This window comes from Persicitalea jodogahamensis (genome assembly GCF_014651615.1).
GTDB lineage: Bacteria > Bacteroidota > Bacteroidia > Cytophagales > Spirosomataceae > Persicitalea > Persicitalea jodogahamensis.
Window position 1 is genome coordinate 329,837 of record NZ_BMXF01000001.1, and the last position, 24,000, is coordinate 353,836.

Genomic DNA, 24,000 nt, shown 5'->3' on the forward strand with positions numbered 1-24,000 from the left:
TCATAATACAATTTGGAATTAGCGAATTAGTGAATGTCGGACTGTTTTTATTCGCTAAGCGCGCGGGCGCCCCCGTCTGACATTCACTAATTCCAAATTAACTTTCGTCCGTCACGCAGCCTTCGCTGGCTGATTTTACCTGACGGATATATTTTCCTAAAACGCCCTTGGTAAAACGGGGCGCAGGCTGTTTCCAGTTGCTCTTCCGGGCTGCCATCTCCTCGTCTGAAATGTGGAGGGTTAATTGGCGGGTATTGGCATCAATCGTGATCTTGTCGCCATCCTTTACCAGCGCAATCGGCCCGCCGTCGAAAGCTTCGGGCGTGATATGGCCCACTACGAAGCCGTGGGTACCACCCGAGAAGCGACCGTCAGTGATCAGGGCGATTTTGTCGCCTAGCCCTGCGCCCATAACGGCGGATGTTGGTTTGAGCATTTCTGACATGCCCGGCCCGCCCTTGGGGCCCGAGTTGCGGATCACAACTACGTGGCCTTCGCGAATTTCGCCTTTGGCCAGCATATCGATGATCTCAGACTCGTGTTCGCACACTTTGGCGTCACCTTCAAAGAATGTTCCTTCCTTGCCTGTGATTTTGGCCACAGAACCCGTGGGTGCCAGGTTGCCGTACAGGACTTGGATGTGGCCCGAAGGTTTGATAGGATTAGAAAGCGGGAATACTATTTTTTGATTATCAAAGTCAAGGTCTGATGCTTCAGCCAGATTTTCGGCCACGGTTTTTCCAGTTACCGTCAGGCAATCGCCGTGGATCAGGCCTTCTCCATACAGGTATTTCGTTATAGCCGGGACACCACCGATTTCCAGCAGGTCTTCCATGTAGTACTTGCCGCTGGGTTTCAAATCCCCGATGAAGGGCGTGCGGTTGCTGATTTCCTGAATGTCGTCGAGCGTCAGTGGAAGTCCGGCAGAACGCGCAATGGCCAGGTAGTGCAGGGCGGCATTGGTGGAGCCGCCCAGCGCCATAACTACCGTCAGGGCGTTTTCCAGCGATTTCTTCGTGATAATGTCTTTCGGGGTGATGTCACGCTCTAAGAGCAGCTTCATCGCCGCGCCTATTTTTTTGCATTCTTCCTGTTTACCTTCATGGGTAGCCGGGTAGCTGCTGCTGAACGGCAGACTCATGCCCATTGCCTCGATCGAGGCCGCCATCGTGTTGGCAGTATACATGCCGCCGCAAGCGCCGGGGCCGGGAATGGAGTTTTGAATGACTCCTTTATAGTCCTCATCGGATATATTGCCCGCAAATTTCTGGCCCAAAGCTTCAAATGCCGAAACGATATCCAGTTTTTTGCCCTTATAGTGGCCTGAGCGGATTGTGCCGCCATAAACCATAATGGCCGGGCGCTCAAGTCGAGCCATTGCCATAATGGCGCCGGGCATATTCTTGTCGCAACCTACTACCGCTATCACGCCATCATACCACTGTGCCGCCACAACGGACTCAATGGAATCGGCGATAAGGTCACGGCTGGGGAGCGAATAGCGCATCCCATCGTTTCCATTCGTCATGCCGTCTGACACGCCAATGGTGTTGAAAATAAGCCCGACCATATTATTGGCCGTCACACCTTGCTTCACATACACCGAAAGGCCATTTAGATGCATATTGCAGGGATTCCCCTCGTAGCCTGTGCTGGCGATGCCAATTTGCGGCTTATCCATATCCTTTTCCTTCATGCCGATCGCATAAAGCATAGCCTGAGCAGCAGGATTAGTCACTTCCTGGGTGAGAGTGCGGGAGTACTTATTGAGTACTTGGGTTTCGGTTTCTTGCATGAAAATGAAAATTCACTGGTAGCGAAAATTCGCTAGAATCAAATATCTTGACAAATAAGGAAGCTATCTTTCTATTTTCCAAACATTATCTCCCAATTTTTAAGATTTATCAAGAACTTTGGACTTTGCGTGTCTTTGAAAAAGAAAATCAAAAGAAATTAGTCAGAATTAACTAAGAATAATTCAATTTTCTCTTATTTCAACTGTCCTCTTGGCTCGCGAGTTATTAATTCCCACTATCCTTCATCCGCTAAAAAATGACTACCGAAACCGCTTCAAACTACGACCACCTCGAACGCATGAGTGTCCAGGAGTTGCTGATAAACATAAATAAGGAAGACAAGACGGTGCCGCTAGCCGTAGAAAAGTCCATTCCGCAAATTGAAAAACTGGTAGAGCAAATTGTCACCCGCATGAAGCAGGGCGGCCGGCTCTTCTATATCGGAGCTGGAACCAGCGGACGACTGGGTGTCGTGGACGCCTCGGAGTGCCCGCCTACCTACGGTGTGCCGTTCGATATGGTCATCGGGATTATGGCGGGCGGTGACTCGGCTATAAGGAAGGCGGTGGAGTTTGCGGAAGACGACGATCAGCAAGCCTGGAAGGATTTACAGGAGTACCAGATCACGAACCTTGATTCGCTAATCGGTATAGCTGCCTCGGGTCGTACCCCCTACGTAATTGGCGGATTACACCAGGCTCGAGAAGCCGGCATTCTGACGGGCTGCATCGTGTGCAACGAAGGCTCGGCGGTGGCTCAGGCGGCGGAATTTCCTGTGGAGGTAGTAGTGGGTCCGGAATTCGTGACGGGAAGTACCCGGATGAAGTCAGGCACAGCCCAAAAATTGGTATTGAATATGATTTCAACTTCTGTCATGATCCGACTGGGCCGCGTACAAGGCAACAAAATGGTGGATATGCAAATGACTAACCATAAGCTGGTTGAACGTGCTATCCGCATGGTAGTGGAAGAGACCAACGTCTCCCGCGAAGAGGCGGAAGCTTTGCTGGATGCGCATGGTAGTGTGAGAGGAGCGATTGAAGGGGCGGTGAATGAGGAGGGATGAATTACGGTAGGATTGGCCTGGGCGGTGCTTAGTTAATTGCTCAGAAAATTCAGAATTGTAAAAGTCAGCGCGTCCTCGCAGCGACTAAATAATTTCACGATTCAACGATTACACAACATATGAACGCTGCCGTACTGGAAGAAGTCAACCAACCCTTAATCGTCAGGGAAACCGAAAAGCCCGATCCTGGAAAGGGAGAGGTTTTGGTGAAACTAAAAACCGCCGCCCTCAACCACCGTGATGTCTGGATTCAGAAAGGACGTTATGCCAACATCACTACCCCGATTACTCTTGGCTCAGACGGAGCAGGCGTGGTGGTAGAAGTAGGAGAGGGCGTCAGCGAGTACTGGTTGGATAAAGAAGTCATCATCAACCCTTCGCAGGGCTGGGGAGACAATCCCGCCTTTTATGGCGACGATTTTAGTATTCTGGGCATGCCAGAGAATGGTACTTTCGCTGAGTATATAAAAGTAGATCATCATTATCTGGTACATAAGCCCAAGCATTTATCCTTCGTTGAAGCGGCTTGTTTACCATTGGCGGGCCTGACTGCCTGGCGGGCCATGATGTCGCGTGGCGGCTTCAGGCCGGGCAATCGCGTGCTGATCACGGGAGCGGGAGGCGGTGTCGCGTTGTTCGTCGCGCAGTTTGCCGTGGCCTCCGATGCGGAAGTCTGGGTTACGTCAGGTTCTGATTCTAAAATAAGAAAAGCGATCAACCTGGGCGTGAAGGGTGGCGTCAATTACAAGGAGCCAACCTGGCACCGCGACTTACTGGCAAAAACGCAGGGTCCCAAAAAGGGTTATTTCGATACGATCATTGACGGCGCCAGCGGGCCGGGCTTTGCCCGCCTAGTGGATGTGGCCGCCCCGGGCGCTACCATCTGTTTCTATGGCGGTACAAATGGGAACATCACCGATCTGGTACCCGCAAAGATTTTTTTCAAGCAGCTTAACATCCATGGCACCACCATGGGGACGCGGCAGGAATTTGAGGAGATGATTGGTTTTGTGGAGGAAAAAGAGATCAAGCCTATCGTGGACGAAGTTTTTGCGCTTGACGATGTGGAAATGGCCCTGCGACGTATGGAAGATGGGGAGCAGTTTGGCAAGATCGTGTTGCAGATCGGCGATTGATACTTACCGCGCCATCAGGGCTTCCAGTACCTGTTCTACTTGCGGTACGGGCATTTTCTCTATCAAACGGTAATGGCCTTTGCCGTTCGGGTGCCAGTCGTTTGATCCATTATCATGGGCCACGAAGCGGCCCTCTTCTAAATTATAGTAGGGCTCATGGCCTTTGACTGCCACCAGCACGGCGGTTTGGTCCCAACTCATACGGCCATTTGCGTCTTGTTTGCTCAGAGGAATGCTCATGGCAAAAACATCCTTGACCGGTGAGTTTTTGATCTTTTCGTTCATTGTCAAAGGCAGCCCGGTATGTACTTTGCTGCCGATCTCCCAGCCGCTGAAAATAATGGCGGTAGGCCAGCTGTCGAACACAATTTTGGAGGATACTGGGTCGCGGTCCACGTTGAATTCCTTTCCGGACGGGAAGCGCCCCGCCATGCTGACAAGCTTGTTGACTTTTCTGCTGATTAATTCTCTCCCACTAAGCGGGGAATACTTATCGGGCTGCGAGATAAGCAGATCGGCCATATTAGTCAGGAAACCTACTGTCACAAGCGTGACACTGAGGTCGGGCTGAGCGGCCAGAATGCGGCGGTAGAGCGACAGTGCGTCTTCGGCTTGTTCGTTGGATTTAACCTTATGGGGGTACTTTGCCACCACTAAGGAATCCCATTTTTGCCACGCTACCATATTTACACCCCGGCCCCGCACCACACCAATCGGAATTTCAGGCCGCTTAAAGTACGTGTTCAAAACGCTCAAAACACTGGCAGTATACTTGGACTGATTGCTGGCCACCGTCGCCAGTATGTTCACCTGTCCGCTGTCGGCCAAGGAGTGTAGCATAGCCATTGCGCCAACATCATCATAATCGGGGCCGATGTCAGTATCGAGAATGACGCTGACTTGCGCGGAGAGTAATAAGGGAAAGAGGAAGGGGAGCAGGAAGAAAGTCAGGAGTTTCATCGGCGAATTCTTTTTGAAAAAAGAACGTTAGGTTAATCTTTTACTGAACTGCAAAGGCACAAAGCGATTTTATTTGCCGTCTGCGAATAACTACGGTGAAAACTTTCGCTAAAAAGATTGCAAATCAGTCTTGATTCCGTAATTTTGCAGTCCGATTTTTTCAAAAAAACTGTATTTATCAGAACGAATAGCTGTTTAGCCGTTCAAAATCAAAAAGTTAAATGCCTACTATTTCACAATTGGTCCGTAAAGGACGCGAGAAAATGACGTGGAAATCCAAGTCTCCGGCTTTGGATTCCTGCCCGCAGCGCCGGGGCGTGTGCACCCGCGTGTACACCACGACGCCTAAGAAGCCCAACTCGGCCCTCCGTAAGGTGGCCCGTGTGCGCCTCAGCAACCAGAAAGAAGTAAACGCCTATATCCCAGGTGAAGGCCACAACCTGCAGGAGCACTCAATCGTGCTGATTCGCGGCGGACGGGTGAAAGACCTGCCCGGTGTGCGTTACCACATCATCCGGGGTGCATTGGATACCTCTGGTGTGAACGGCCGCAAGCAGCGCCGCTCGAAGTACGGTGCGAAGCGTCCTAAGCCAGGTCAGGAGGCAGCTCCAGCCAAAGGCAAGAAGAAATAATTAATTCGCAGGCTCGACTTTTTATTAGGCAAAAACACTTGATATAAAGGGGAAGTAATCTCAAGGATTTTTCTTGGGGTGAATGAGTTGCAAAACGAAACCTATTTTAATTTTTAGAAGAAATGAGAAAAGCAAAACCAAAGAAGCGGTACATTCTGCCCGACCCGAAGTTCCGCGACGTGATGGTGACTAAGTTCGTCAACAATCTGATGTACGACGGCAAAAAAAGTACCGCCTTCACTATTTTCTACGACGCCATCGAACTGGTGGAGAAGAAAACCGGCGATAACGGTCTGGATTTGTTCCGCAAGGCTTTGAATAACGTAACCCCCGGCGTAGAAGTGAAAAGCCGACGTGTGGGTGGTGCTACCTTCCAGGTACCTACCGAAGTGCGCCCCGAGCGTAAGCAGTCTCTGGGCATGAAATGGCTCATCAGTTATGCCCGCAAGCGCGGTGAAAAAACCATGATGGACCGCCTGGCTGCCGAGATTATCGCGGCTTCTAAAGGAGAAGGTGCTGCCGTGAAGAAGAAGGATGACACGCACCGCATGGCTGAAGCCAACAAGGCGTTCTCCCACTTCCGTTTCTAGGACATAGGTCTTTTTTGAAAAATCGGGAAAGCCCGCTTCGTCAGGAGCGGGCTTTTTTTATAAAAATAAAAGAGTCAGGTTGGTTTTAGAAAAAAAAGTCCTAATTTTGCGACTCGATTTTTGGGAGGGTAGGCACTAATTCGCTAACCCGCCCGTTTTCAGCCGAATTACATTTAGCAACAGATATAAAGTTCACCACCAGCATGGCACGTGATTTAAGATTAACCCGGAACATCGGGATTGCCGCCCACATCGACGCGGGCAAAACCACCACCACCGAGCGTATTCTTTACTACGCAGGTGTCAGCCACAAGATTGGCGAGGTGCACGATGGTGCTGCCACCATGGACTGGATGGAGCAGGAGCAGGAGCGTGGTATTACCATTACTTCCGCGGCTACGACAGTAGATTGGATGTACCGCGACGAGAAGTACCACATCAACATCATCGATACCCCCGGTCACGTGGACTTTACGGTGGAGGTGAACCGCTCGCTTCGTGTACTGGACGGACTTGTTTTCCTATTCAGTGCAGTAGATGGCGTTGAGCCGCAGTCGGAAACGAACTGGCGTCTTGCCAATAACTATAACGTAGCCCGTATTGGCTTCGTAAATAAAATGGACCGTTCGGGAGCTGACTTTCTGATGGTTTGCGAGCAGGTCAAAGAGATGCTTGGCAGCTACGCTGTACCTTTACAATTGCCGATTGGTGCTGAGGATAACTTCCGGGGTGTAGTTGATCTGATCAACTTCCGTGGTATCGAATGGAACGAGGAAGATAAGGGAATGACCTTTACCGAGGTGCCGATTCCTGAGGATATGGTAGAGGAAGCCAAACAATGGCGTGAGAAACTACTCGAGGCGGTCGCCGAATTCGACGATACGCTAATGGAGAAGTACTTCGAGGATCCTGCTTCCATCTCAGAGGACGAAATCCTGGCCGCTTTGCGCGCTGCGACAATCAGCATGAAGATCGTACCGATGGTCTGCGGTTCTTCTTTCAAAAACAAAGGTGTGCAGACGATGCTTGACTATGTGATGGCGATTCTGCCTTCACCCATGGATCGTGGTACTATCACGGGTACTGACCCCAACACAGAAGAGAAAATTACGCGTAGCCCCAAAGGTGACGATCCTTTCTGTGCGCTAGCGTTCAAGATTGCTACCGACCCCTACGTAGGCCGTTTGTGCTTTATCCGTTCCTACTCGGGAACGTTGGAGTCGGGATCTTATGTCCTGAACAACCGTTCAGGTAACAAGGAGCGGATTTCCCGCATTTTCCAGATGCACGCTAACAAGCAGAACCAAATCGACCGCCTCGAAGCCGGTGATATTGGTGCCGTAGTTGGCTTTAAAGATATTAAGACGGGCGACACGCTCTCGGACGAGAAGAATCCTATCGTTCTCGAATCAATGGTATTCCCTGAGCCTGTTATTGGCTACGCCATCGAGCCGAAGAAAACTGCCGACCAGGATAAGTTCGGTAATGCTATAGCCAAGCTGATTGAGGAAGATCCCACACTGCAAGTCAACACCGACGAGGAGACGGGCCAAACGATCATCCGTGGTATGGGTGAGCTGCACCTCGAAATCATCATCGACCGGATGCGTCGTGAATTCAAAGTAGAAGTGAACCAGGGCGCGCCGCAGGTCGCCTACAAGGAAGCTTTGACCAAGAATTTCGAACACCGCGAGGTTTACAAGAAGCAAACGGGTGGTCGCGGTAAGTTCGCCGACATCGCTTTCGAAATCGGGCCCCGCGACGACGCTGAGGAAGGCAAGGAAGTGGAGCAGGGCTTGCAGTTTGACAATGCCATTGTTGGTGGTGTCATCCCCCGTGAATTTATTCCATCGGTGCAGAAAGGTTTCGCCGAAGCTATGAAGAACGGTCCATTGGCAGGGTATCCTTTGGACTCGATGAAAGTTCGCCTTTTCCACGGTTCTTTCCATGACGTCGACTCCGACTCTTTCTCTTTCGAGATGGCGGCACGGATCGGTTTCAAGGAAGCAGCTCGTCATGCAGGTGCTAAATTGCTCGAGCCAATTATGGCGGTAGAGGTAGTTTCTCCCGAAGAGTACACTGGACCAATTACAGGTGACCTCAACCGTCGCCGGGGCCTAATGAAGGGCATGGATACCAAAGCTGGTTCGCAAGTCGTGAAGGCTGATGTGCCGCTGTCTGAACTCTTCGGCTATGTGACGGACCTCCGTACAATTACCTCGGGTCGTGCTACGGCCAGCTTGACCTTCTCGCATTATGATATCATTCCATCCGGCCTGGCCGACGCGGTGATTACGAAAGCGAAGGGTGGTCCGGTAAATGCTTAATTGAAAGAAAGGTGGTAGAAAGGATTTTTGATTATTTCTACCAATCATAAAAATAAAATTCACCAGTGAAGCAAATGGTTCTTTCACTGGTGAAGGTTCGTCGGGAACGGACGTCATATATAATGAACCAGGTTACCAATAATTAGAATGAATCAGAAAATTCGCATTAAGCTGAAATCCTTTGATCACATGCTGGTCGATGCGTCGGCGGAAAAAATTGTGAAAGCGGTAAAAGCGACGGGTGCTGTGATTAGCGGACCCATTCCTTTGCCTACCAAAAAAGAGAAGTTTACGGTCCTGCGTTCACCGCACGTAAACAAGAAATCGCGTGAGCAGTTTCAGCTTTGCACTTACAAGCGCCTGGTGGATATTTTCTCATCTAGTGCCAAAACGGTCGATGCGTTGATGAAACTGGAATTGCCCAGCGGTGTCGATGTAGAGATTAAAGTATAAAAGAATAAAGTCGTTGGGAGAATTGATTTCCTGACGCATGATTGAAACATATTGGTCGGGTGAAGGTCCGCTTTTTGGAAACCGCATCTGAGTTCTTCCCACCGGAAAGGAGCAATTGAAGCTTCATCAGATATTTCCGACGGCGATTGAGGTCAGATGTCAAGCACATCTGACCTTTTTTGTTGAAAATCAGAAAAATATAAGTGAAGCGGGTAGGATGTTAAAAAGCTTTTGCTAACTTTGCAGTCCGTTTCAAAAAATAGGTTCAATCCTGCTATTTTAACACAATAAAAGATGTCTGGTTTAATAGGAAAGAAGATCGGAATGACCAGTTTGTACGATGCTGACGGGCAGGCTCTGGCATGTACGGTGATTCAGGCGGGTCCTTGCGTAGTAACGCAACTTAGGACCGAAGAGAAGGATGGCTACAAAGCCGTTCAACTTGCTTACGGTGAGAAGAAAGAAAAGAACACCACCAAGCCAATGCTTGGCCACTTCAAAGCAGCAGGTACTACACCTAAGCGCAAAGTGGTTGAGTTCAAATACTTCGCCCGCGAATTTGAGCTCGGCAAAACGTTGACAATCGGAGACGTTTTCGCAGAAGGAGATTTCGTAGATGTAGTTGGAAAGGTAAAAGGGCGTGGCTTTCAGGGCGTTGTGAAACGTCATGGTTTCGGCGGCGTGGGTGGACAAACTCACGGTCAGCACAACCGCGCCCGTCACCCTGGCTCCATTGGTGCCTGTTCATTCCCCTCGCGGGTTTTCAAAGGACTTCGTATGGCGGGCCGCATGGGTGGTAATCGCGTGACGATCCAAAACCTGCGCGTGTTGAAAATTATTCCCGAGCAGAACCTGCTGGTCATTAGTGGCTCGGTTCCCGGTGCCAAGGAATCATTCGTAATCATTGAGAAATAATACCGATGGAACTGTCAATATTAAATGTAAAGGGTGAAGACACCGGCAAAAAGGTAACACTGTCGGAAGAAATCTTCGGGATTGAGCCCAACGAACACGTAGTTTATCTGGACGTAAAGCAGTATCTGGCCAATCAGCGTCAGGGAACGCATAAAGCTAAGGAGCGCGGTGAAGTTAATTACTCTACCCGTAAACTGAAGCGTCAGAAAGGTACAGGTGGTGCCCGTGCTGGTAGCCGTCGCTCGCCAATCATGGTCGGTGGTGGCCGGATATTCGGTCCCCGTCCCCGCGACTACGGTTTCAAGATCAATAAAAAGACGAAAGTGCTGGCTCGTAAATCTGTTCTAGCTGCCAAAGCTCAGGCCAACGCGGTAATGATTCTGGAGAACTTTACTTTCGACGCTCCCAAGACAAAGGATTACTTGCAGTTCCTCGACGCTCATTCGCTGACGGGCAAGAAAACCCTGTTGATTTTGGGCGAAGCAGATAACAATGTGTATCTGTCGGGCAGAAACATCCCTAAGACCAAAATTACTACGGCTTCGCAGGTCAACACCTATGAATTGTTGCATGCCGACCGTCTGCTGATCAGCGAACCCGCCCTGATTGTACTGGATAACCTTTTGAATAGATACCAATAAGATGAGTGTACTTAAGCGTCCGATCATAACTGAAAAAGTGACCGCGCAGGGAGCTTTACGGAAATACACCTTTGAGGTGGAAAAAACGGCAAACAAATTCGAGATCAAAGATGCGGTTGAGAAAATGTTTGATGTGAAAGTGGAAAAGGTGAATACTATGCGTAGCATCGGTAAATCCAGAACGCGCATTTCCGGTGGCAAGCAGGTTACGGGTAAAACCTCGACCTTCAAAAAAGCCATCGTTACTGTCGCCGAAGGCGAAATCATTGACCTCTACGGAGAAGTGTAAAACACTGCACTTTACCCTGCACAAGTTATACCAATAATACTGAGACCATACAGCAATGGCAGTTAAAAAATTAAAACCAACGACCCCTGGGCAACGCACCAGAGTCGCTCCGGCCTTCACCGAAATCACGGCTTCCAAGCCTGAGAAAAGCCTGCTTGAACCTATTAAGCGGACAGGAGGACGGAACAGTCAAGGACGCCGCACGGCGCGTTATATTGGCGGCGGGCACAAGCGTCGCTACCGGGTAATCGATTTCAAGCGGAATCGTTTCGACGATCCTGCTGAAGTCCTGACTGTAGAATACGATCCTAATCGTTCGTCCCGCATCGCCTTGGTGCAGTACGGAGATGGCGAAAAGCGCTATATTCTGGCGCCTAATGGTCTGAATGTGGGTCAGAAAATAATTTCCGGCAATAGTGGTATCGCTCCCGAAGTGGGAAATACTATGCCGCTTGGCGCAATGCCTATCGGTACTATTGTTCATAACATTGAGCTTACACCTGGCAAAGGCGGACAGATTGCCCGTTCCGCCGGAACCTACGCCCAGCTAGTGGCACGGGAAGGCAAGTATGCTGTACTGCGGTTGCCTTCGAGTGAGATGCGAATGATACTTTCGACTTGCCTTGCGACCGTTGGAACAATTGGTAACTCCACCCACATGAACGTTACGTTGGGCAAAGCTGGACGTAGCCGTTGGTTGGGACGTCGCCCCCGCGTTCGTGGTGTAGCCATGAACCCAGTCGATCACCCAATGGGTGGTGGTGAGGGACGTGCTTCGGGTGGTCAGCCTCGCTCACGTAATGGCCAGTTCTCTAAAGGATTGAAGACGAGAAATAAGAAGAAGCAATCTTCTAAAATGATTATTAGCAGACGTAAAAAGTAAGCAAGCGATATGTCACGTTCATTAAAAAAAGGCCCTTACATTGATTATCGCTTGGAGAATAAAATCCATGCGATGAACGACGCCGCCCGCAAGTCAGTCATCAAGACCTGGTCGCGCCGTTCGATGATCTCTCCCGAATTCATTGGGCATACTTTCGCGGTTCACAATGGTAATAAGTTCATTCCAGTGTACGTGACCGAGAATATGGTGGGTCACAAGCTGGGAGAATTTGCCCCCACGCGGAACTTCCGGGGTCACACGGCCAAGAAGGATAAAGGAAGACGATAGATAATTGGATTGCCGGTCCTGCGCACGGGCGGCTAAACTGAGATAACAATGGAAGCAAGAGCAATACTTAAAGACGTACCGACCTCCCCGCGCAAAATGCGACTTGTGGCAGATCTGGTGCGCGGTCAAAAAGTCAGCCAGGCCCTGGCCATTCTGAAATTCCAGCCCAATGCGGGTGCCGCTGTGATCCGCAAGGTGTTGCTTTCGGCCGTCGCTAACTGGCAGCAGAAAAATGAGGATGTGGAAATTGGCGACGCCGACCTGTACGTGAAAACCATATTCATCGATGGAGGCCGTATGTTAAAGCGCCTTCGCCCTGCTCCACAGGGTAGAGCTCACCGGATTCGGAAGCGTTCCAATCATATCACACTGGTGATTGATGATGCGTCTACCGATACGAGCTCGATCCAGATTGCAGAAGAAGAAAATAACACCGAATCATAAAAGATCTTAATTAAATGGGACAAAAGGTAAACCCGATCGGTCTGAGACTGGGAATTGTCAGAGGATGGGACTCAAGCTGGTACGGTGGAAAAGACTTCTCCGACAAGCTGGTCGAGGACGAAAAAATCCGCAACTATATCCAGGCGCGTATTCCAAAAGGTTCGATTTCGAAAGTTGTAATCGAGCGTACGCTGAAACGTATCACGCTTACAATTCACACCGCTCGTCCGGGCATTGTAATCGGTAAAGGGGGTAGCGAAGTAGATCGGATTAAAGAAGAACTCAAGTCGATCACGGGCAAAGATGTCCAGATCAATATATATGAAATCAAGCGCCCCGAAACTGACGCTAAACTGGTTGGTGAAGGAATAGCGCAACAATTGCAGGCTCGTATCTCTTACCGACGTGCCATGAAGCAAGCTATTTCTTCAGCCATGCGGGTGGGAGCACAAGGAATCAAAATCCGTTGCTCAGGTCGTTTGGGTGGTGCCGAAATTGCCCGGACTGAAGAATACAAAGAAGGACGCATTCCTTTGCACACATTGCGTGCCGATATAGATTACGCTATTTCTGAGGCTCAGACGGTATACGGAAAAATCGGTATTAAGGTATGGGTTTTCAAAGGCGAGTTGTACGGTAAGCGCGATCTCACGCCAAGTGCAGCCACAGCTCAGGCCGATCGCAACGACCGCGCTGAGCGTGGTGGACGCGGCGAACGGCGCGGCGGACGTGGTGACAACGAACGCGGAGAACGCGGCGAACGTCGCCGTAGAGGCGGCGGAAGTGGCGGTGGCCGAGGCGGTAACGCAGGCGGCGGCGGTGGTCGCGGCGGAAGCGGTGGCGGCGGTGGCCGGGGAGGAAACAGGTAAGAACGATATTCGGCGCCCAGCGTCGGTAATTATAGATAAGAATCATGTTACAGCCGAAAAGAACCAGATTTCGCAAGCAGCAGAAAGGAAAAGGAAGTTTTAACGGGATCGCTTCACGCGGGCACCAAATTGCTTTCGGATCATTTGCCATCAAGGTACTTGAGCCGGGTTGGATTACCGCCCGCCAGATTGAATCCGCTCGTATTGCGGTCACCCGCGCCATGAAGCGTGAAGGCCAGGTATGGATTCGCGTTTTTCCTGACAAGCCTATCACTAAGAAACCTGCAGAGGTTCGGATGGGTAAAGGTAAGGGTGCTCCCGAATATTGGGTAGCTACTGTAAAGCCCGGACGGATTATTTTCGAAGCAGGTGGTGTGGATTTGGCCACGGCCAACGAAGCGCTTCGCTTGGCGGCACAAAAGTTGCCATTGAAGACAAAATTTGTTGTCCGTCGCGATTACCAGGAGTCATAAGAAAGCTGTAAAGCTTTTCTGAACTATTCAAATTGACATTCTAATGACCAAAGAAGAAATCAAAGGCCTTTCGGCTGACCAATTGAAAGAGGAAATCGCCAAGGAGCGGGAGCGTCTGCTTCGTCTGCGGTTTGCCCACGCGGTTTCTCCGATCGAAAATCCGCTGCGCATTAGGGCGGCGCGCAAGCAGGTAGCCCGTTTGCTGACGGAGCTTACGATCAAAACTTCCCAAACGCAAAACAGCCCTGTTTAAGAAATCATGGAGGAACTGACGAGAAAGTTACGTAAAGAAAGAATTGGCTTGGTAGTGAGCGACAAGATGGAAAAGTCTTGTGTGATCCGGGTCGATCGGAAAGTGAAGCATCCAATGTATGACAAGATCATGAAAAAATCTTCCAAACTGATGGTGCATGACGAAAACAACCAGTGCGGGATCGGCGATACGATTCGTGTAATGGAAACCCGTCCGCTTAGTAAGAACAAGCGGTGGCGTTTAGTAGAAATCATTGAAAAAGCGAAATAACAATGGTACAGCAAGAATCAAGACTGTCCGTAGCTGATAACAGCGGCGCCAAGGAAGTACTCGTTATTCGGGTATTGGGCGGAACGGGCAAGCGTTACGCATCCGTAGGCGATAAGATTGTAGTCACTGTGAAAGCGGCACTTTCTTCGAGCAATATGAAGAAGGGTACGATCTCCAAAGCAGTAGTCGTACGCACGAAAAAGGAAATTCGCCGTAAAGACGGAACATATATTCGCTTCGAGGACAACGCCGCTGTGCTATTGTCCGCCAATAACGAACCCCGTGGAACCCGCATCTTCGGCCCTGTAGCTCGCGAATTACGTGAGAAACAGTTCATGAAAATCGTTTCCCTGGCCCCCGAAGTTCTTTAAGGAATACCGCAAGCCGTAGTTCTTTGAACTCATAAAGCAGAATGACAATGGATAAGAAAAAGAAAATGCAGCCTAAGTTTCACATTCGCAGCGGCGACACGGTGAAAGTAATTTCCGGAAACTCCAAAGGGAAAACGGGCAAAGTGGTGGCCATGCAGGTCGATAAGGAAAGGGCGATTGTGGAGGGAGCCAATATGATTACCAAACACTTGAAGCCCAACGCCAATAATCCGCAAGGAAGTATCGAAAAACGCGAAGCAAGCATCCACCTCAGCAATCTGATGCTGGTCGATCCTGCCACAGGCGAACCAACTCGCACCGGGCGCCGCTTGAATGACGCTGGTAAGCTTCAGCGTTACTCAAAAAAGACGGACAAGTTCATTTAAAGGACTACCGGCTCTACTAATAAGACATACATCAACGACCGATGGGTCGGAAATCTATCGGCAAGGTTAACAATACTCATGGCAGCTCCAAGACTAAGAGAAAAATACGACAAGGAAATTGTCGGCCAACTGAAAGAGAAATTTCAGTACAAGTCCATCATGCAGGTACCACGCCTGACCAAAATAGTTTTAAATAAAGGGATTGGTGCAGCCGTGGCTGACAAAAAACTGGTGGATGTGGGAATTGAGGAATTGAGCATGATCACCGGACAAAAGGCGATCGCGACCATTTCCAAGAAGGCAATCTCGAACTTCAAACTTCGGGAAGACATGCCAATCGGCGCAAAAGTCACTCTTCGAGGCGACCGGATGTACGAATTTCTCGACCGTTTGACCGCCATCGCAATGCCTCGCGTTAGGGACTTTCGGGGAATTAGCGATAAAGGTTTCGACGGTCGCGGCAACTACACCTTTGGTGTGAAAGAACAGATTATTTTTCCTGAGATCAGCATCGATAAGGTGAATAAAATCACAGGAATGGATATAACCTTCGTTACTTCAACTAATTCAGATGAAGAAGGTTACGAGTTGCTCAAAGCGTTGGGCATGCCCTTCGCAAGTGCCGCTAAGACTAATCAGTAAATTTAAGATATTAAGATAAAATGGCAAAAGAATCAGTTAAAGCCCGGGAGAGGAAAAGACAGCGTCTGGTAGAGAAATACGCTGAGAAGCGCGCTAAGTTGAAAGCCGAAGGCGACTGGGTTGGCCTTGACAAGCTGCCCCGGAACTCATCGCCCGTCCGTCTGCACAATCGTTGCAAACTCACTGGTCGTCCCCGTGGATATATGCGAAAGTTTGGCATCTCACGCGTGGTTTTCCGCGATCTGGCCTCGATGGGTAAGATTCCCGGTGTTACCAAATCAAGCTGGTAGCCACCGCTTTCAATTCTGATTTCAATTACTTACCTTTGCACGCCTTTTTGAGGAGTGCTTAACCAAGTCAACAAAAATGTTAACGGATCCCATAGCAGATTATCTGACTCGAATCAGAAACGCGATCAAGGCCAGGCACCGGGTGGTAGAGATACCTGCTTCCAACCTTAAGAAGGAGATAACGAAAGTTCTCTTTGAGAAAGGCTACATTCAAAGCTATAAGTTCGACGAGAACGGTCCTCAGGGATCGATTAAAATTGCCCTGAAATACAATCCGGTCACAAAGCAGCCTGCTATTGTCAAGTTGCAGCGCGTCAGTAAACCCGGTCTTCGCCAGTATGCCGGAGCCGCCGAGGTACCTCGTGTTTTGAGCGGACTGGGAATTACTATTATCTCCACTTCAAAGGGAGTAATGACTGACAAAGAAGCTCGGACCATGAATGTAGGTGGCGAGTTATTGTGCCAGGTGTACTAACCGCAAATTTCACAGAGAGATGTCACGAATAGGAAAGAAAATAATCGAAATACCCTCCGGAACTACTATCTCGGTGGACGGCGAAAATGTGGTTTCGGTGAAAGGACCAAAGGGTACTTTGACTCGTCCCATTGACAAAGACATGACCGTTAAAATCGAAGACGGCGAAATACATGTAGAGCGTCCAACGGAGCAAAAGCGTCACAAAGCGTTACACGGTTTGTACCGTTCACTTATCAACAATATGGTGGTGGGTGTCAGCACAGGCTACCGTCGTGAACTGGAAGTGGTGGGTGTAGGTTACAAAGCCACCGCAACTAATAATGTCCTAGACCTTAGCTTGGGTTATTCACACAGTATTATTATGGAAATCCCTAAGGAAATCAGCGTTTCGACGGTGACGGAAAAGGGACAGAATCCCAAGGTCATACTGGAAGGAATTGATAAGGAGCTTATCGGTGATGTAGCTGCAAAAATTAAGTCGCTTCGTAAAGTTGAACCCTACAAGGGTAAGGGTATTCGCTTTGTGGGTGAGAAGATTCGCCGTAAAGCAGGTAAGGCAGCCGCTAAAAAATAAGCTGCACTTTTTAAGATTTATATTCAAGTTTATACGATTAGCATATAATGGCGACGGTAAAAACATTACGGAGACAGCGCCTCAAGCGCGGCATCCGCAAGAAAGTAAACGGTACGGCGGAGCGTCCGCGCCTGTCGATATATCGCTCCAACACCAGCATTTACGTGCAGTTGGTTGACGACGACAAGAGCGTTACGCTGGCGAGTTCATCTTCCAAGGAGGTGAGCGATAGAACCAAAAATACGAACGTGGAAATTGCAGGCTTAGTTGGCAAGAAGATTGCTGAAAAAGCTAAGGCAGTTGGTATCGAGAAAATTGTTTTCGATCGTAGTGGCTATCTGTACCACGGGAAGGTTAAAGCTATTGCTGACGCCGCCCGCGAAGCCGGACTAAAATTCTAAGTTAAAAGCTATCATGCAACAAAATTCAAATCGGCCCGAAAAGGTCAACGAAGCAGACCTGAAAGAGCGCGTTGTGGCCATCAATCGGGTTGCCAAAGTAGTAAAGGGCGGTCGTCGCTTCAGCTTTTCTGCCATCGTGGTGGTAGGCGATGGTAACGGAGTCGTCGGATATGGTCTAGGCAAAGCCAATGAGGTTACTGATGCCATTACGAAGGGGATCGATGACGCCAAGAAGAATCTTTTTCAGGTTCCTTTGATGAAAACAACGGTTCCGCACGCAATGGAGGGTAAGTATAGCGGTGGCTATGTACTCATTAAGCCTGCAGCTCCTGGTACGGGCGTGATTGCAGGGGGGGCTATGCGCGCCGTTTTAGAGGCTGCTGGCATTCACGATGTATTAGCAAAATCTAAGGGTTCATCTAACCCGCACAACGTGGTTAAGGCCACGATCGATGCTCTCTTGAAAATGCGTGCACCTCATCAGGTAGCGTTTCAGCGTGGAATATCGATTGAAAAAGTTTTCAACGGATAATAGAGACGAAATAAATTGCGCCTGTCGAATAACAAGACGCAGTTTACTGTCTCCGCATAAAAGAACCAACCATGTCGAAAGTACGTATTACACAGGTTAGAAGTATTATCGGTCGACCCGAAAGCCAGAAGCGCACTATGAAGGCGCTGGGTTTAGGCAAGATTAGCCAGTACTGCGAGAAAGAAGTCAGTGATTCGATGTCGGGCATGATCCGGAAAATCAATCACTTGGTTAAAGTTGAAGAAATTTAAAATACTAGCGAGTTATGAATCTCCATAATTTAAAGCCGGCGGAAGGTTCGGTACGGAACATCAAGCGGGTAGGTCGCGGACAAGGTTCGGGACGCGGGGGCACTTCCACACGTGGACACAAGGGAGCTCAGTCACGTTCAGGCTACAGTCAGAAACGTGGTTTTGAAGGTGGTCAGATGCCTTTGCAGCGTCGACTCCCTAAGTTTGGCTTTACCAGTCCCAACCGGGTTGAATATAAGGCTATCAATCTCGATACCATCCAGGAGGCTGTAACACGGCTTGATGCGAAAGTATTGGATCATGAAGCTTTGCTCACTAACAATTTGGCAAAGAAGAAAGATTTGATAAAGGTTTTGAACCGTGGTGAGCTGAGCGCAGCTGTCGAAATTCACGCACATAAATTCTCCAAGAGCGCCATTGAAGCTATCGAGAAAGCAGGAGGTAAGGCGGTTGTTATCGACCGGTTTGCAGTGGAAACTGCTGACATGTAATCCGGATGTTCCCTTTTAATTTGTTAGGGAATAATTTATTAAACTGGAAGAGTCACCGGCTTACAATATTTTTTCTATGAAGCGATTTATCGATACGATCAAGAATATTTTTTCAATCGAGGAGTTGAGAACACGGATTCTCAACACTCTTTTGTTTATAACGGTATTCCGTTTGGGGTCGTTTGTTGTACTGCCAGGAGTCGAACCTGATTTGATGGCTGTCTCAACGGGGGGGTTATTGGGTCTGTTGGACACTTTCCTGGGAGGTGCTTTCAGTAAGGCTTCTATCTTTGCTTTGGGTATAATGCCCTACATCTCGGCGTCAATTGCCATTCAGCTTTTGACAATGGCAATGCCTTACTTCCAGAAGATGCAGAAGGAGGGTGAGTCTGGACGAAAGAAGCTGAACCAGATTACAAGGGTTCTTACGATCGTCGTTACTTTTGCCCAGGGTTTAACCTACCTGACCACAACCGTTCCCGATGAAGCCCTGCTTGTTCCACGAAGCATTTTTACTGTTTCTTCCATTTTTATTCTGATTTCAGGTACCATGTTTTGCATGTGGCTTGGAGAGCGGATTACGGATAAAGGTGTTGGGAATGGAATTTCCATGCTGATTATGATTGGTATCGTTTCTCGCTTTCCAGGGTCTATTTATCAAGAGTTTGCCTCGCGTGGAAGCGGCGGAATCCTAATATTCGTATTGGAACTTGTTGCTTTGTATTTTGTTATTATGGCTGCTGTGATGCTAACGCAAGCTGTTCGGCGGGTGCCTATCCAATACGCCAAGCAGGTGGTGGGTAACCGGGCAGTTGGCTTGGGGCAGCGACAATATTTGCCTTTGAAAGTGAATGCCGCGGGTGTAATGCCGATAATCTTTGCTCAGGCACTGATGTTTTTGCCAACTGCTGTTTTTGGCGCGTTCGCAGAAGACAGTGATTTTGCTGCTAACGCAGCCACGGTGTTTGCTGATTTTACCTCATGGCAATATAGCCTGTTGTACGCTCTACTGATTATCGTGTTTACTTTCTTTTATACGGCCATCTCAGTCAACCCGCAGCAAATCGCTGATGATATGAAACGTGGCGGTGGTTTTGTTCCTGGTGTTAAACCAGGTCAACAGACTTCTGATTACATCAGTACGATTTTGGACCGCATTACCTTCCCTGGTTCTATCATGTTGGCTGTGGTTGCGATTCTACCCGCTTTTGCTGCTATCCTGGGAATGACAACTTCGTTTGCTCAGTTTTTTGGAGGTACATCTTTGTTGATCATGGTAGGTGTAGTGCTTGATACACTGCAGCAGGTCGAAAGTTATCTACTGATGCGTCGTTATGAAGGCTTAATGAAGTCTGGCCGGATTAAAGGGCGGGCAGAAAGTTTAGCCGTTTAACCGATGATCTACCTGAAAACAGATCAGGAGATTGAGTTGATCAAGATCAGTGCACAGGTTCTTGGTAAGACGCATGCTGAAGTGGCGAAATGGGTGAAACCTGGCATTACCACTCGACAGCTGAACAGAGTTGCTGAAGAATATATTGGTGATCATCAAGGGATTCCATCATTCAAGGGATTCAATGGCTTCCCCGCCGCTTTGTGTATATCGGTCAATGAGGTAGTTGTTCATGGTTTTCCAAGTGGTTATGAGCTTCGCAGTGGAGATATTATTTCGATTGATTGCGGTGTAAAACTGAATGGGTACCACAGTGATAGTGCTTACACCTACCCAGTGGGTGAAGTATCGCCAGAAATTTTGGCTTTGCTGGAAAAAACCAAGAGGTCACTTTATTTGGGCATTGAGAAAGCCCGCGATGGAATGCGAATGGGGGACATTGGGTTTGCCATTCAAAGCTACGTTGAGAAATACAATTACACAGTTGTAAGAGAGTTGGTTGGGCACGGTGTGGGAAAAAGTCTTCACGAAAGCCCTGAAGTACCTAATTATGGTAAGCGCGGCAAAGGCATAAAGTTGAAAGAAGGGATGGTTTTGGCTATCGAGCCAATGATTAACCTGGGAAAGAAAAGCGTAGTGCAGGAAAAGGATGGCTGGACTATCCGTACTACTGACCGCAAACCTTCGGCGCACTTTGAACATACGATCGCTGTGAGAAAGGGTCAGGCTGAAATCCTGACAACCTTTGAATATATAGAAGAAGTTACGGCAGATACCAGTTTAATGGTGGTCGCGTCATAAAATTAGACAAAAAGTAAAGAATGGCCAAACAAGCATCCATCGAACAGGACGGCGTAATACTCGAAGCACTTTCGAACGCTATGTTTCGGGTTGAGCTGGAAAATAAACACGAAGTGATTGCGCATATCTCTGGCAAAATGAGGATGCACTACATCAAGATTTTGCCTGGAGATCGGGTGAAACTTGAAATGTCGCCTTATGATTTGACTAAGGCGCGCATCGTGTACCGCTATAAGTAATAATTCGAGAACGTTGACCGGGTATACGGTCGCAAATCCTTAATAAAAATGAAAGTCAAAGCATCGGTCAAAAAACGCAGTGAGGACTGCAAGGTGATCCGCCGCAAAGGCAAGATCTACGTTATTAATAAAAAGAATCCTCGGTTCAAACAAAGACAAGGTTAATTATATGGCACGTATTGCAGGAGTAGACATACCCGATCGCAAAAGGGGCGACATCGCCCTCACCTACATCTTCGGAATTGGCCGTAGTGCCGCCCGGACGATTCTGGAAAAGGCAGGGGTTCCATTGGAAAAAAAGGCCGCCGATTGGTCCGACGACGAGTCGGGTGCGGTGCGTAATATTATCGCTAACGAGTATAAGGTGGAGGGTGCACTGAAATCGGAGGTGCAGCTTAGCATCAAGCGTTTGATGGACATTGCCTGCTATCGGGGATTGCGCCACCGTAAAGGCCTGCCACTGCGTGGACAGCGCACTAAGAATAACTCTCGGACACGTAAGGGTAAGCGGAAGACGGTAGCCAATAAGAAGAAAGTCACGAAATAATCGGTAGGCGGCGGTTCGCCGCTACTAACCAATCCTATCAATGGCACAAAATAAAAGAAAAGACAAGGCGAAGAAACGGGTGGTGGTTGTCGAGTCAGTGGGGCAGGTTCACATTAAGGCTTCATTTAACAACATCATTATCTCAATTACCAACAATAGCGGCCAAGTAATCTCTTGGGCTTCGGCAGGCAAAATGGGCTTCCGGGGATCTAAGAAGAATACTCCCTATGCTGCGCAGACCGCAGCTCAAAACTGTGCTCAGGTGGCATATGATTTGGGGATGCGCAAAGCAGAGGTATTTGTGAAAGGACCAGGTTCGGGCCGTGAGTCGGCAATCCGCACGATCCAAAATACAGGTATTGAGGTTTCAACGATCCGTGACATTACGCCGTTGCCCCACAACGGCTGTCGTCCTCCCAAGCGCCGCAGAGTTTAATAGTTCAATCAGCGGCTGACCCAAGTGGCAATTTAGGAACTGGGATTGCACAATTGACAGACGCGTAAATTTTATAGAGAATACATGGCACGTTATACAGGTCCTAAGGCAAAAATTTCAAGGCGTTTTGGTGAACCCGTCATGGGAACCAGCAAGGCGCTGACCAAAAAGAATTATCCTCCAGGCCAGCATGGTCGTGGACGGCGCTCCAAAAAGTCGGAATATTCACTGCAACTGGCAGAGAAGCAAAAGGTGAAATACACCTATGGCATTTTGGAAAAGCAATTTAGAAATGTTTTTCACCGCGCGGCAGTGAAGGATGGAATCACAGGCGTTAACTTACTTCAGTTGTGTGAGTCACGTCTCGACAATACGGTATATCGTTTGGGTATTGCACCCACCCGCCGTGCAGCCCGGCAGTTGGTTTCGCACAAGCATATCATGGTTGATGGCGAAATCGTCAATATCGCTTCCTATGCACTTCGTCCGGGACAACTCATATCGGTTCGAGAGAAATCGAAATCTCTTGAAGCCATTACGAATAGTCTGAGTGGACACTCGGCGCGGCGTTTCAACTGGCTGGAATGGGAAGGTTCGGATATGACGGGCAAGTTTGTCACTTATCCTGAGCGCGACCAAATCCCTGAGAATGTCAACGAGCAGCTCATAGTCGAGCTTTACTCGAAGTAATTCGACACCGCTTACCCCTTACCGCCCCGGCCTTTTGCCGGGGCATCCTCGTACCCGCTCAGGAGTACTGTCTGCGATCGCAAAGGTAACGACGGCCTGATCAACTGTCATTTACTACATAAAAAGGACACAAGACTATGTCAATATTAGCATTCCAAATGCCCGATAAGGTCGTGATGGAGAAGTCCGACGATTTTCACGGGATATTTGAGTTTAAACCCTTGGAGAAGGGTTACGGCGTCACGATCGGTAACGCGCTACGTCGTATTCTGCTTTCTTCTCTGGAGGGATACGCCATTACGAGCGTTAAGTTTCCCGGTGTTCTGCACGAATTCTCAACGATTGAGGGTGTGGTAGAAGACGTCACCGAAATTATTCTCAACCTGAAATCCGTACGTCTTAAAAAAGTCGTCGATCTGGTGGAGAATCGAATTGAAGTAAATCTGAAGAATGTATCGGTTGTTACGGCCGGAGATCTCGGAAAATTCACTAGTTCTTATAAAGTGCTGAATCCCGACCAGGTGATTTGCCACCTTGATGACAAGAAGGAATTCGAGATGGAGATTTTGGTAGACAAAGGCCGGGGCTACGTCCCTGCCGATGAACCACGCGCCAACGAAATTCCTTTCGGTCATGTAGCCATCGACGCCATTTATACTCCAGTTAAGAATGTGCGGTATAGCGTGGAAAATACCCGGGTAGAACAGAAAACAGACTACGAACGTCTGTTACTTGATATCCAAACGGACGGCTCCATTCACCCTGAAGAAGCTCTGAAAGGCGCCGCTAACATTTTGATTCAGCACTTCATGCTGTTCTCTGATCAAACGATGACGTTTGAGAAGCAAATGGCTGAGGAAGACAATCAAGTGGATGAAGAAATGCTGCGGATGCGTAAGCTGCTGAAGACCAATTTGTCTGAACTGGATCTTTCGGTTCGTGCTTTCAACTGCTTGAAATCGGCGGATCTGAAAACACTGGGCGATCTGGTAAAGCTCGAAATTTCGGATATGATGAAATTCCGCAACTTTGGTAAAAAATCGTTGACTGAATTGGAGCAAATGGTAGCCGAAAAACAGCTCACATTTGGTATGGATGTAGCGAAATATCGTCTCGACGAAGAATAATTAACAATTTAACCAGTATGTATTCTGTAGCGCGAACCAACCGCCGCTCGAAGCTACTTATCAATT

36 protein-coding genes are annotated in these 24,000 nt (G+C 48.8%); 34 read left to right on the top strand and 2 right to left on the bottom strand.

Translation table 11 applies throughout. The annotated features are described in order from the left end of the window. Window positions 1-97 precede the first annotated feature (97 nt). Window positions 98-1,795, bottom strand: coding sequence for a dihydroxy-acid dehydratase (ilvD, locus tag IE117_RS01340; protein WP_189562555.1), 1,698 nt, complete (start codon window positions 1,793-1,795; stop codon window positions 98-100). A gap of 257 nt (window positions 1,796-2,052) precedes the next feature. On the opposite strand from ilvD, the gene murQ reads away from it, so the two are divergent. Both murQ and IE117_RS01350 read left to right on the top strand, forming a co-directional pair. After that, the gene (gene murQ / locus IE117_RS01345) at window positions 2,053-2,862 is read left to right on the top strand and encodes an N-acetylmuramic acid 6-phosphate etherase (RefSeq protein ID WP_189562556.1); all 810 of its coding nucleotides are present in this window, start codon (window positions 2,053-2,055) and stop codon (window positions 2,860-2,862) included. Window positions 2,863-2,981: 119 nt separating this feature from the next. Continuing rightward, complete coding sequence (locus IE117_RS01350; protein WP_189562557.1) at window positions 2,982-3,998, top strand: quinone oxidoreductase family protein; 1,017 nt, start codon at window positions 2,982-2,984, stop codon at window positions 3,996-3,998. 3 nt (window positions 3,999-4,001) lie between these two features. Here IE117_RS01350 and IE117_RS01355 read toward each other — a convergent pair whose 3' ends face one another. Further along, window positions 4,002-4,958, bottom strand: coding sequence for a nucleoside hydrolase (locus tag IE117_RS01355; protein ID WP_189562558.1), 957 nt, complete (start codon window positions 4,956-4,958; stop codon window positions 4,002-4,004). A gap of 221 nt (window positions 4,959-5,179) precedes the next feature. Between IE117_RS01355 and rpsL the strand changes: the two genes are divergently transcribed. The 32 genes from rpsL (at window position 5,180) to IE117_RS01515 (ending at window position 23,934) form a co-directional block, all read left to right on the top strand. Then, entirely contained in the window at window positions 5,180-5,590 is a 411-nt protein-coding gene (rpsL, locus tag IE117_RS01360; protein ID WP_189562559.1) for a 30S ribosomal protein S12, read from the top strand. Window positions 5,591-5,712: 122 nt separating this feature from the next. Then, the gene (gene rpsG / locus IE117_RS01365; RefSeq protein ID WP_189562560.1) at window positions 5,713-6,180 is read left to right on the top strand and encodes a 30S ribosomal protein S7; all 468 of its coding nucleotides are present in this window, start codon (window positions 5,713-5,715) and stop codon (window positions 6,178-6,180) included. Window positions 6,181-6,383: 203 nt separating this feature from the next. After that, complete coding sequence (gene fusA / locus IE117_RS01370) at window positions 6,384-8,507, top strand: elongation factor G (RefSeq protein ID WP_189562561.1); 2,124 nt, start codon at window positions 6,384-6,386, stop codon at window positions 8,505-8,507. Between the two features lie 147 nt (window positions 8,508-8,654). Further along, complete coding sequence (gene rpsJ / locus IE117_RS01375; protein WP_189562562.1) at window positions 8,655-8,960, top strand: 30S ribosomal protein S10; 306 nt, start codon at window positions 8,655-8,657, stop codon at window positions 8,958-8,960. 294 nt (window positions 8,961-9,254) lie between these two features. Beyond that, window positions 9,255-9,875: a 50S ribosomal protein L3 gene (gene rplC / locus IE117_RS01380; RefSeq protein ID WP_189562563.1), complete on the top strand. Its 621-nt coding sequence runs from the start codon at window positions 9,255-9,257 to the stop codon at window positions 9,873-9,875. Between the two features lie 5 nt (window positions 9,876-9,880). Further along, window positions 9,881-10,516, top strand: coding sequence for a 50S ribosomal protein L4 (gene rplD / locus IE117_RS01385; protein WP_189562564.1), 636 nt, complete (start codon window positions 9,881-9,883; stop codon window positions 10,514-10,516). A gap of 1 nt (window position 10,517) precedes the next feature. Beyond that, window positions 10,518-10,805, top strand: a complete 288-nt coding sequence (gene rplW / locus IE117_RS01390; RefSeq protein ID WP_189562565.1) for a 50S ribosomal protein L23 — start codon at window positions 10,518-10,520, stop codon at window positions 10,803-10,805. A gap of 55 nt (window positions 10,806-10,860) precedes the next feature. Continuing rightward, a complete protein-coding gene (gene rplB, locus IE117_RS01395; RefSeq protein WP_189562566.1) occupies window positions 10,861-11,688 on the top strand; it encodes a 50S ribosomal protein L2 in 828 nt (275 codons plus the stop codon). A gap of 9 nt (window positions 11,689-11,697) precedes the next feature. Beyond that, window positions 11,698-11,976, top strand: coding sequence for a 30S ribosomal protein S19 (gene rpsS, locus IE117_RS01400; protein WP_189562567.1), 279 nt, complete (start codon window positions 11,698-11,700; stop codon window positions 11,974-11,976). Between the two features lie 48 nt (window positions 11,977-12,024). Further along, complete coding sequence (rplV, locus tag IE117_RS01405) at window positions 12,025-12,420, top strand: 50S ribosomal protein L22 (RefSeq protein WP_189562568.1); 396 nt, start codon at window positions 12,025-12,027, stop codon at window positions 12,418-12,420. Window positions 12,421-12,434: 14 nt separating this feature from the next. Continuing rightward, window positions 12,435-13,289 (top strand): 30S ribosomal protein S3, encoded by an 855-nt coding sequence (gene rpsC, locus IE117_RS01410; RefSeq protein WP_189562569.1) that lies wholly within the window; start codon window positions 12,435-12,437, stop codon window positions 13,287-13,289. A gap of 44 nt (window positions 13,290-13,333) precedes the next feature. Next, on the top strand, window positions 13,334-13,762 hold the full coding sequence (gene rplP / locus IE117_RS01415) for a 50S ribosomal protein L16 (protein WP_189562570.1): 429 nt from the start codon (window positions 13,334-13,336) through the stop codon (window positions 13,760-13,762). A 43-nt stretch (window positions 13,763-13,805) separates the two neighbouring features. Then, the gene (gene rpmC, locus IE117_RS01420; protein WP_189562571.1) at window positions 13,806-14,015 is read left to right on the top strand and encodes a 50S ribosomal protein L29; all 210 of its coding nucleotides are present in this window, start codon (window positions 13,806-13,808) and stop codon (window positions 14,013-14,015) included. A 6-nt stretch (window positions 14,016-14,021) separates the two neighbouring features. Beyond that, a complete protein-coding gene (gene rpsQ / locus IE117_RS01425) occupies window positions 14,022-14,285 on the top strand; it encodes a 30S ribosomal protein S17 (protein ID WP_189562572.1) in 264 nt (87 codons plus the stop codon). Between the two features lie 2 nt (window positions 14,286-14,287). Further along, a complete protein-coding gene (gene rplN, locus IE117_RS01430) occupies window positions 14,288-14,656 on the top strand; it encodes a 50S ribosomal protein L14 (protein WP_189562573.1) in 369 nt (122 codons plus the stop codon). A gap of 47 nt (window positions 14,657-14,703) precedes the next feature. Then, window positions 14,704-15,042, top strand: coding sequence for a 50S ribosomal protein L24 (rplX, locus tag IE117_RS01435; protein WP_189562574.1), 339 nt, complete (start codon window positions 14,704-14,706; stop codon window positions 15,040-15,042). A gap of 78 nt (window positions 15,043-15,120) precedes the next feature. Next, window positions 15,121-15,684, top strand: coding sequence for a 50S ribosomal protein L5 (rplE, locus tag IE117_RS01440; RefSeq protein WP_189562575.1), 564 nt, complete (start codon window positions 15,121-15,123; stop codon window positions 15,682-15,684). Window positions 15,685-15,704: 20 nt separating this feature from the next. Then, window positions 15,705-15,974 (top strand): 30S ribosomal protein S14, encoded by a 270-nt coding sequence (gene rpsN / locus IE117_RS01445; RefSeq protein ID WP_189562576.1) that lies wholly within the window; start codon window positions 15,705-15,707, stop codon window positions 15,972-15,974. Between the two features lie 76 nt (window positions 15,975-16,050). Next, window positions 16,051-16,449 (top strand): 30S ribosomal protein S8, encoded by a 399-nt coding sequence (gene rpsH / locus IE117_RS01450; RefSeq protein ID WP_189562577.1) that lies wholly within the window; start codon window positions 16,051-16,053, stop codon window positions 16,447-16,449. A gap of 19 nt (window positions 16,450-16,468) precedes the next feature. Further along, on the top strand, window positions 16,469-17,026 hold the full coding sequence (gene rplF / locus IE117_RS01455; protein ID WP_189562578.1) for a 50S ribosomal protein L6: 558 nt from the start codon (window positions 16,469-16,471) through the stop codon (window positions 17,024-17,026). A 47-nt stretch (window positions 17,027-17,073) separates the two neighbouring features. Then, window positions 17,074-17,427: a 50S ribosomal protein L18 gene (rplR, locus tag IE117_RS01460; RefSeq protein ID WP_189562579.1), complete on the top strand. Its 354-nt coding sequence runs from the start codon at window positions 17,074-17,076 to the stop codon at window positions 17,425-17,427. 13 nt (window positions 17,428-17,440) lie between these two features. Continuing rightward, the gene (rpsE, locus tag IE117_RS01465; protein ID WP_189562580.1) at window positions 17,441-17,959 is read left to right on the top strand and encodes a 30S ribosomal protein S5; all 519 of its coding nucleotides are present in this window, start codon (window positions 17,441-17,443) and stop codon (window positions 17,957-17,959) included. Between the two features lie 71 nt (window positions 17,960-18,030). Then, window positions 18,031-18,210, top strand: coding sequence for a 50S ribosomal protein L30 (gene rpmD / locus IE117_RS01470; RefSeq protein WP_189562581.1), 180 nt, complete (start codon window positions 18,031-18,033; stop codon window positions 18,208-18,210). A 14-nt stretch (window positions 18,211-18,224) separates the two neighbouring features. Continuing rightward, entirely contained in the window at window positions 18,225-18,701 is a 477-nt protein-coding gene (gene rplO, locus IE117_RS01475) for a 50S ribosomal protein L15 (protein ID WP_189562582.1), read from the top strand. 76 nt (window positions 18,702-18,777) lie between these two features. Continuing rightward, on the top strand, window positions 18,778-20,094 hold the full coding sequence (gene secY / locus IE117_RS01480) for a preprotein translocase subunit SecY (protein WP_189562583.1): 1,317 nt from the start codon (window positions 18,778-18,780) through the stop codon (window positions 20,092-20,094). Window positions 20,095-20,097: 3 nt separating this feature from the next. After that, window positions 20,098-20,895: a type I methionyl aminopeptidase gene (gene map, locus IE117_RS01485; RefSeq protein WP_189562584.1), complete on the top strand. Its 798-nt coding sequence runs from the start codon at window positions 20,098-20,100 to the stop codon at window positions 20,893-20,895. A gap of 20 nt (window positions 20,896-20,915) precedes the next feature. Next, window positions 20,916-21,134 carry a translation initiation factor IF-1 gene (infA, locus tag IE117_RS01490; protein WP_189562585.1) on the top strand — a complete coding sequence of 73 codons (219 nt, stop codon included), beginning with the start codon at window positions 20,916-20,918 and terminating at the stop codon, window positions 21,132-21,134. 48 nt (window positions 21,135-21,182) lie between these two features. Continuing rightward, complete coding sequence (ykgO, locus tag IE117_RS01495; RefSeq protein ID WP_189562586.1) at window positions 21,183-21,299, top strand: type B 50S ribosomal protein L36; 117 nt, start codon at window positions 21,183-21,185, stop codon at window positions 21,297-21,299. Window positions 21,300-21,303: 4 nt separating this feature from the next. Further along, window positions 21,304-21,681, top strand: coding sequence for a 30S ribosomal protein S13 (rpsM, locus tag IE117_RS01500; RefSeq protein ID WP_189562587.1), 378 nt, complete (start codon window positions 21,304-21,306; stop codon window positions 21,679-21,681). 40 nt (window positions 21,682-21,721) lie between these two features. Continuing rightward, a complete protein-coding gene (gene rpsK, locus IE117_RS01505) occupies window positions 21,722-22,117 on the top strand; it encodes a 30S ribosomal protein S11 (RefSeq protein WP_189562588.1) in 396 nt (131 codons plus the stop codon). An 84-nt stretch (window positions 22,118-22,201) separates the two neighbouring features. Further along, complete coding sequence (gene rpsD, locus IE117_RS01510) at window positions 22,202-22,807, top strand: 30S ribosomal protein S4 (RefSeq protein ID WP_189562589.1); 606 nt, start codon at window positions 22,202-22,204, stop codon at window positions 22,805-22,807. 137 nt (window positions 22,808-22,944) lie between these two features. Continuing rightward, window positions 22,945-23,934 (top strand): DNA-directed RNA polymerase subunit alpha, encoded by a 990-nt coding sequence (locus IE117_RS01515; protein WP_189562590.1) that lies wholly within the window; start codon window positions 22,945-22,947, stop codon window positions 23,932-23,934. Window positions 23,935-24,000: the final 66 nt, after the last annotated feature.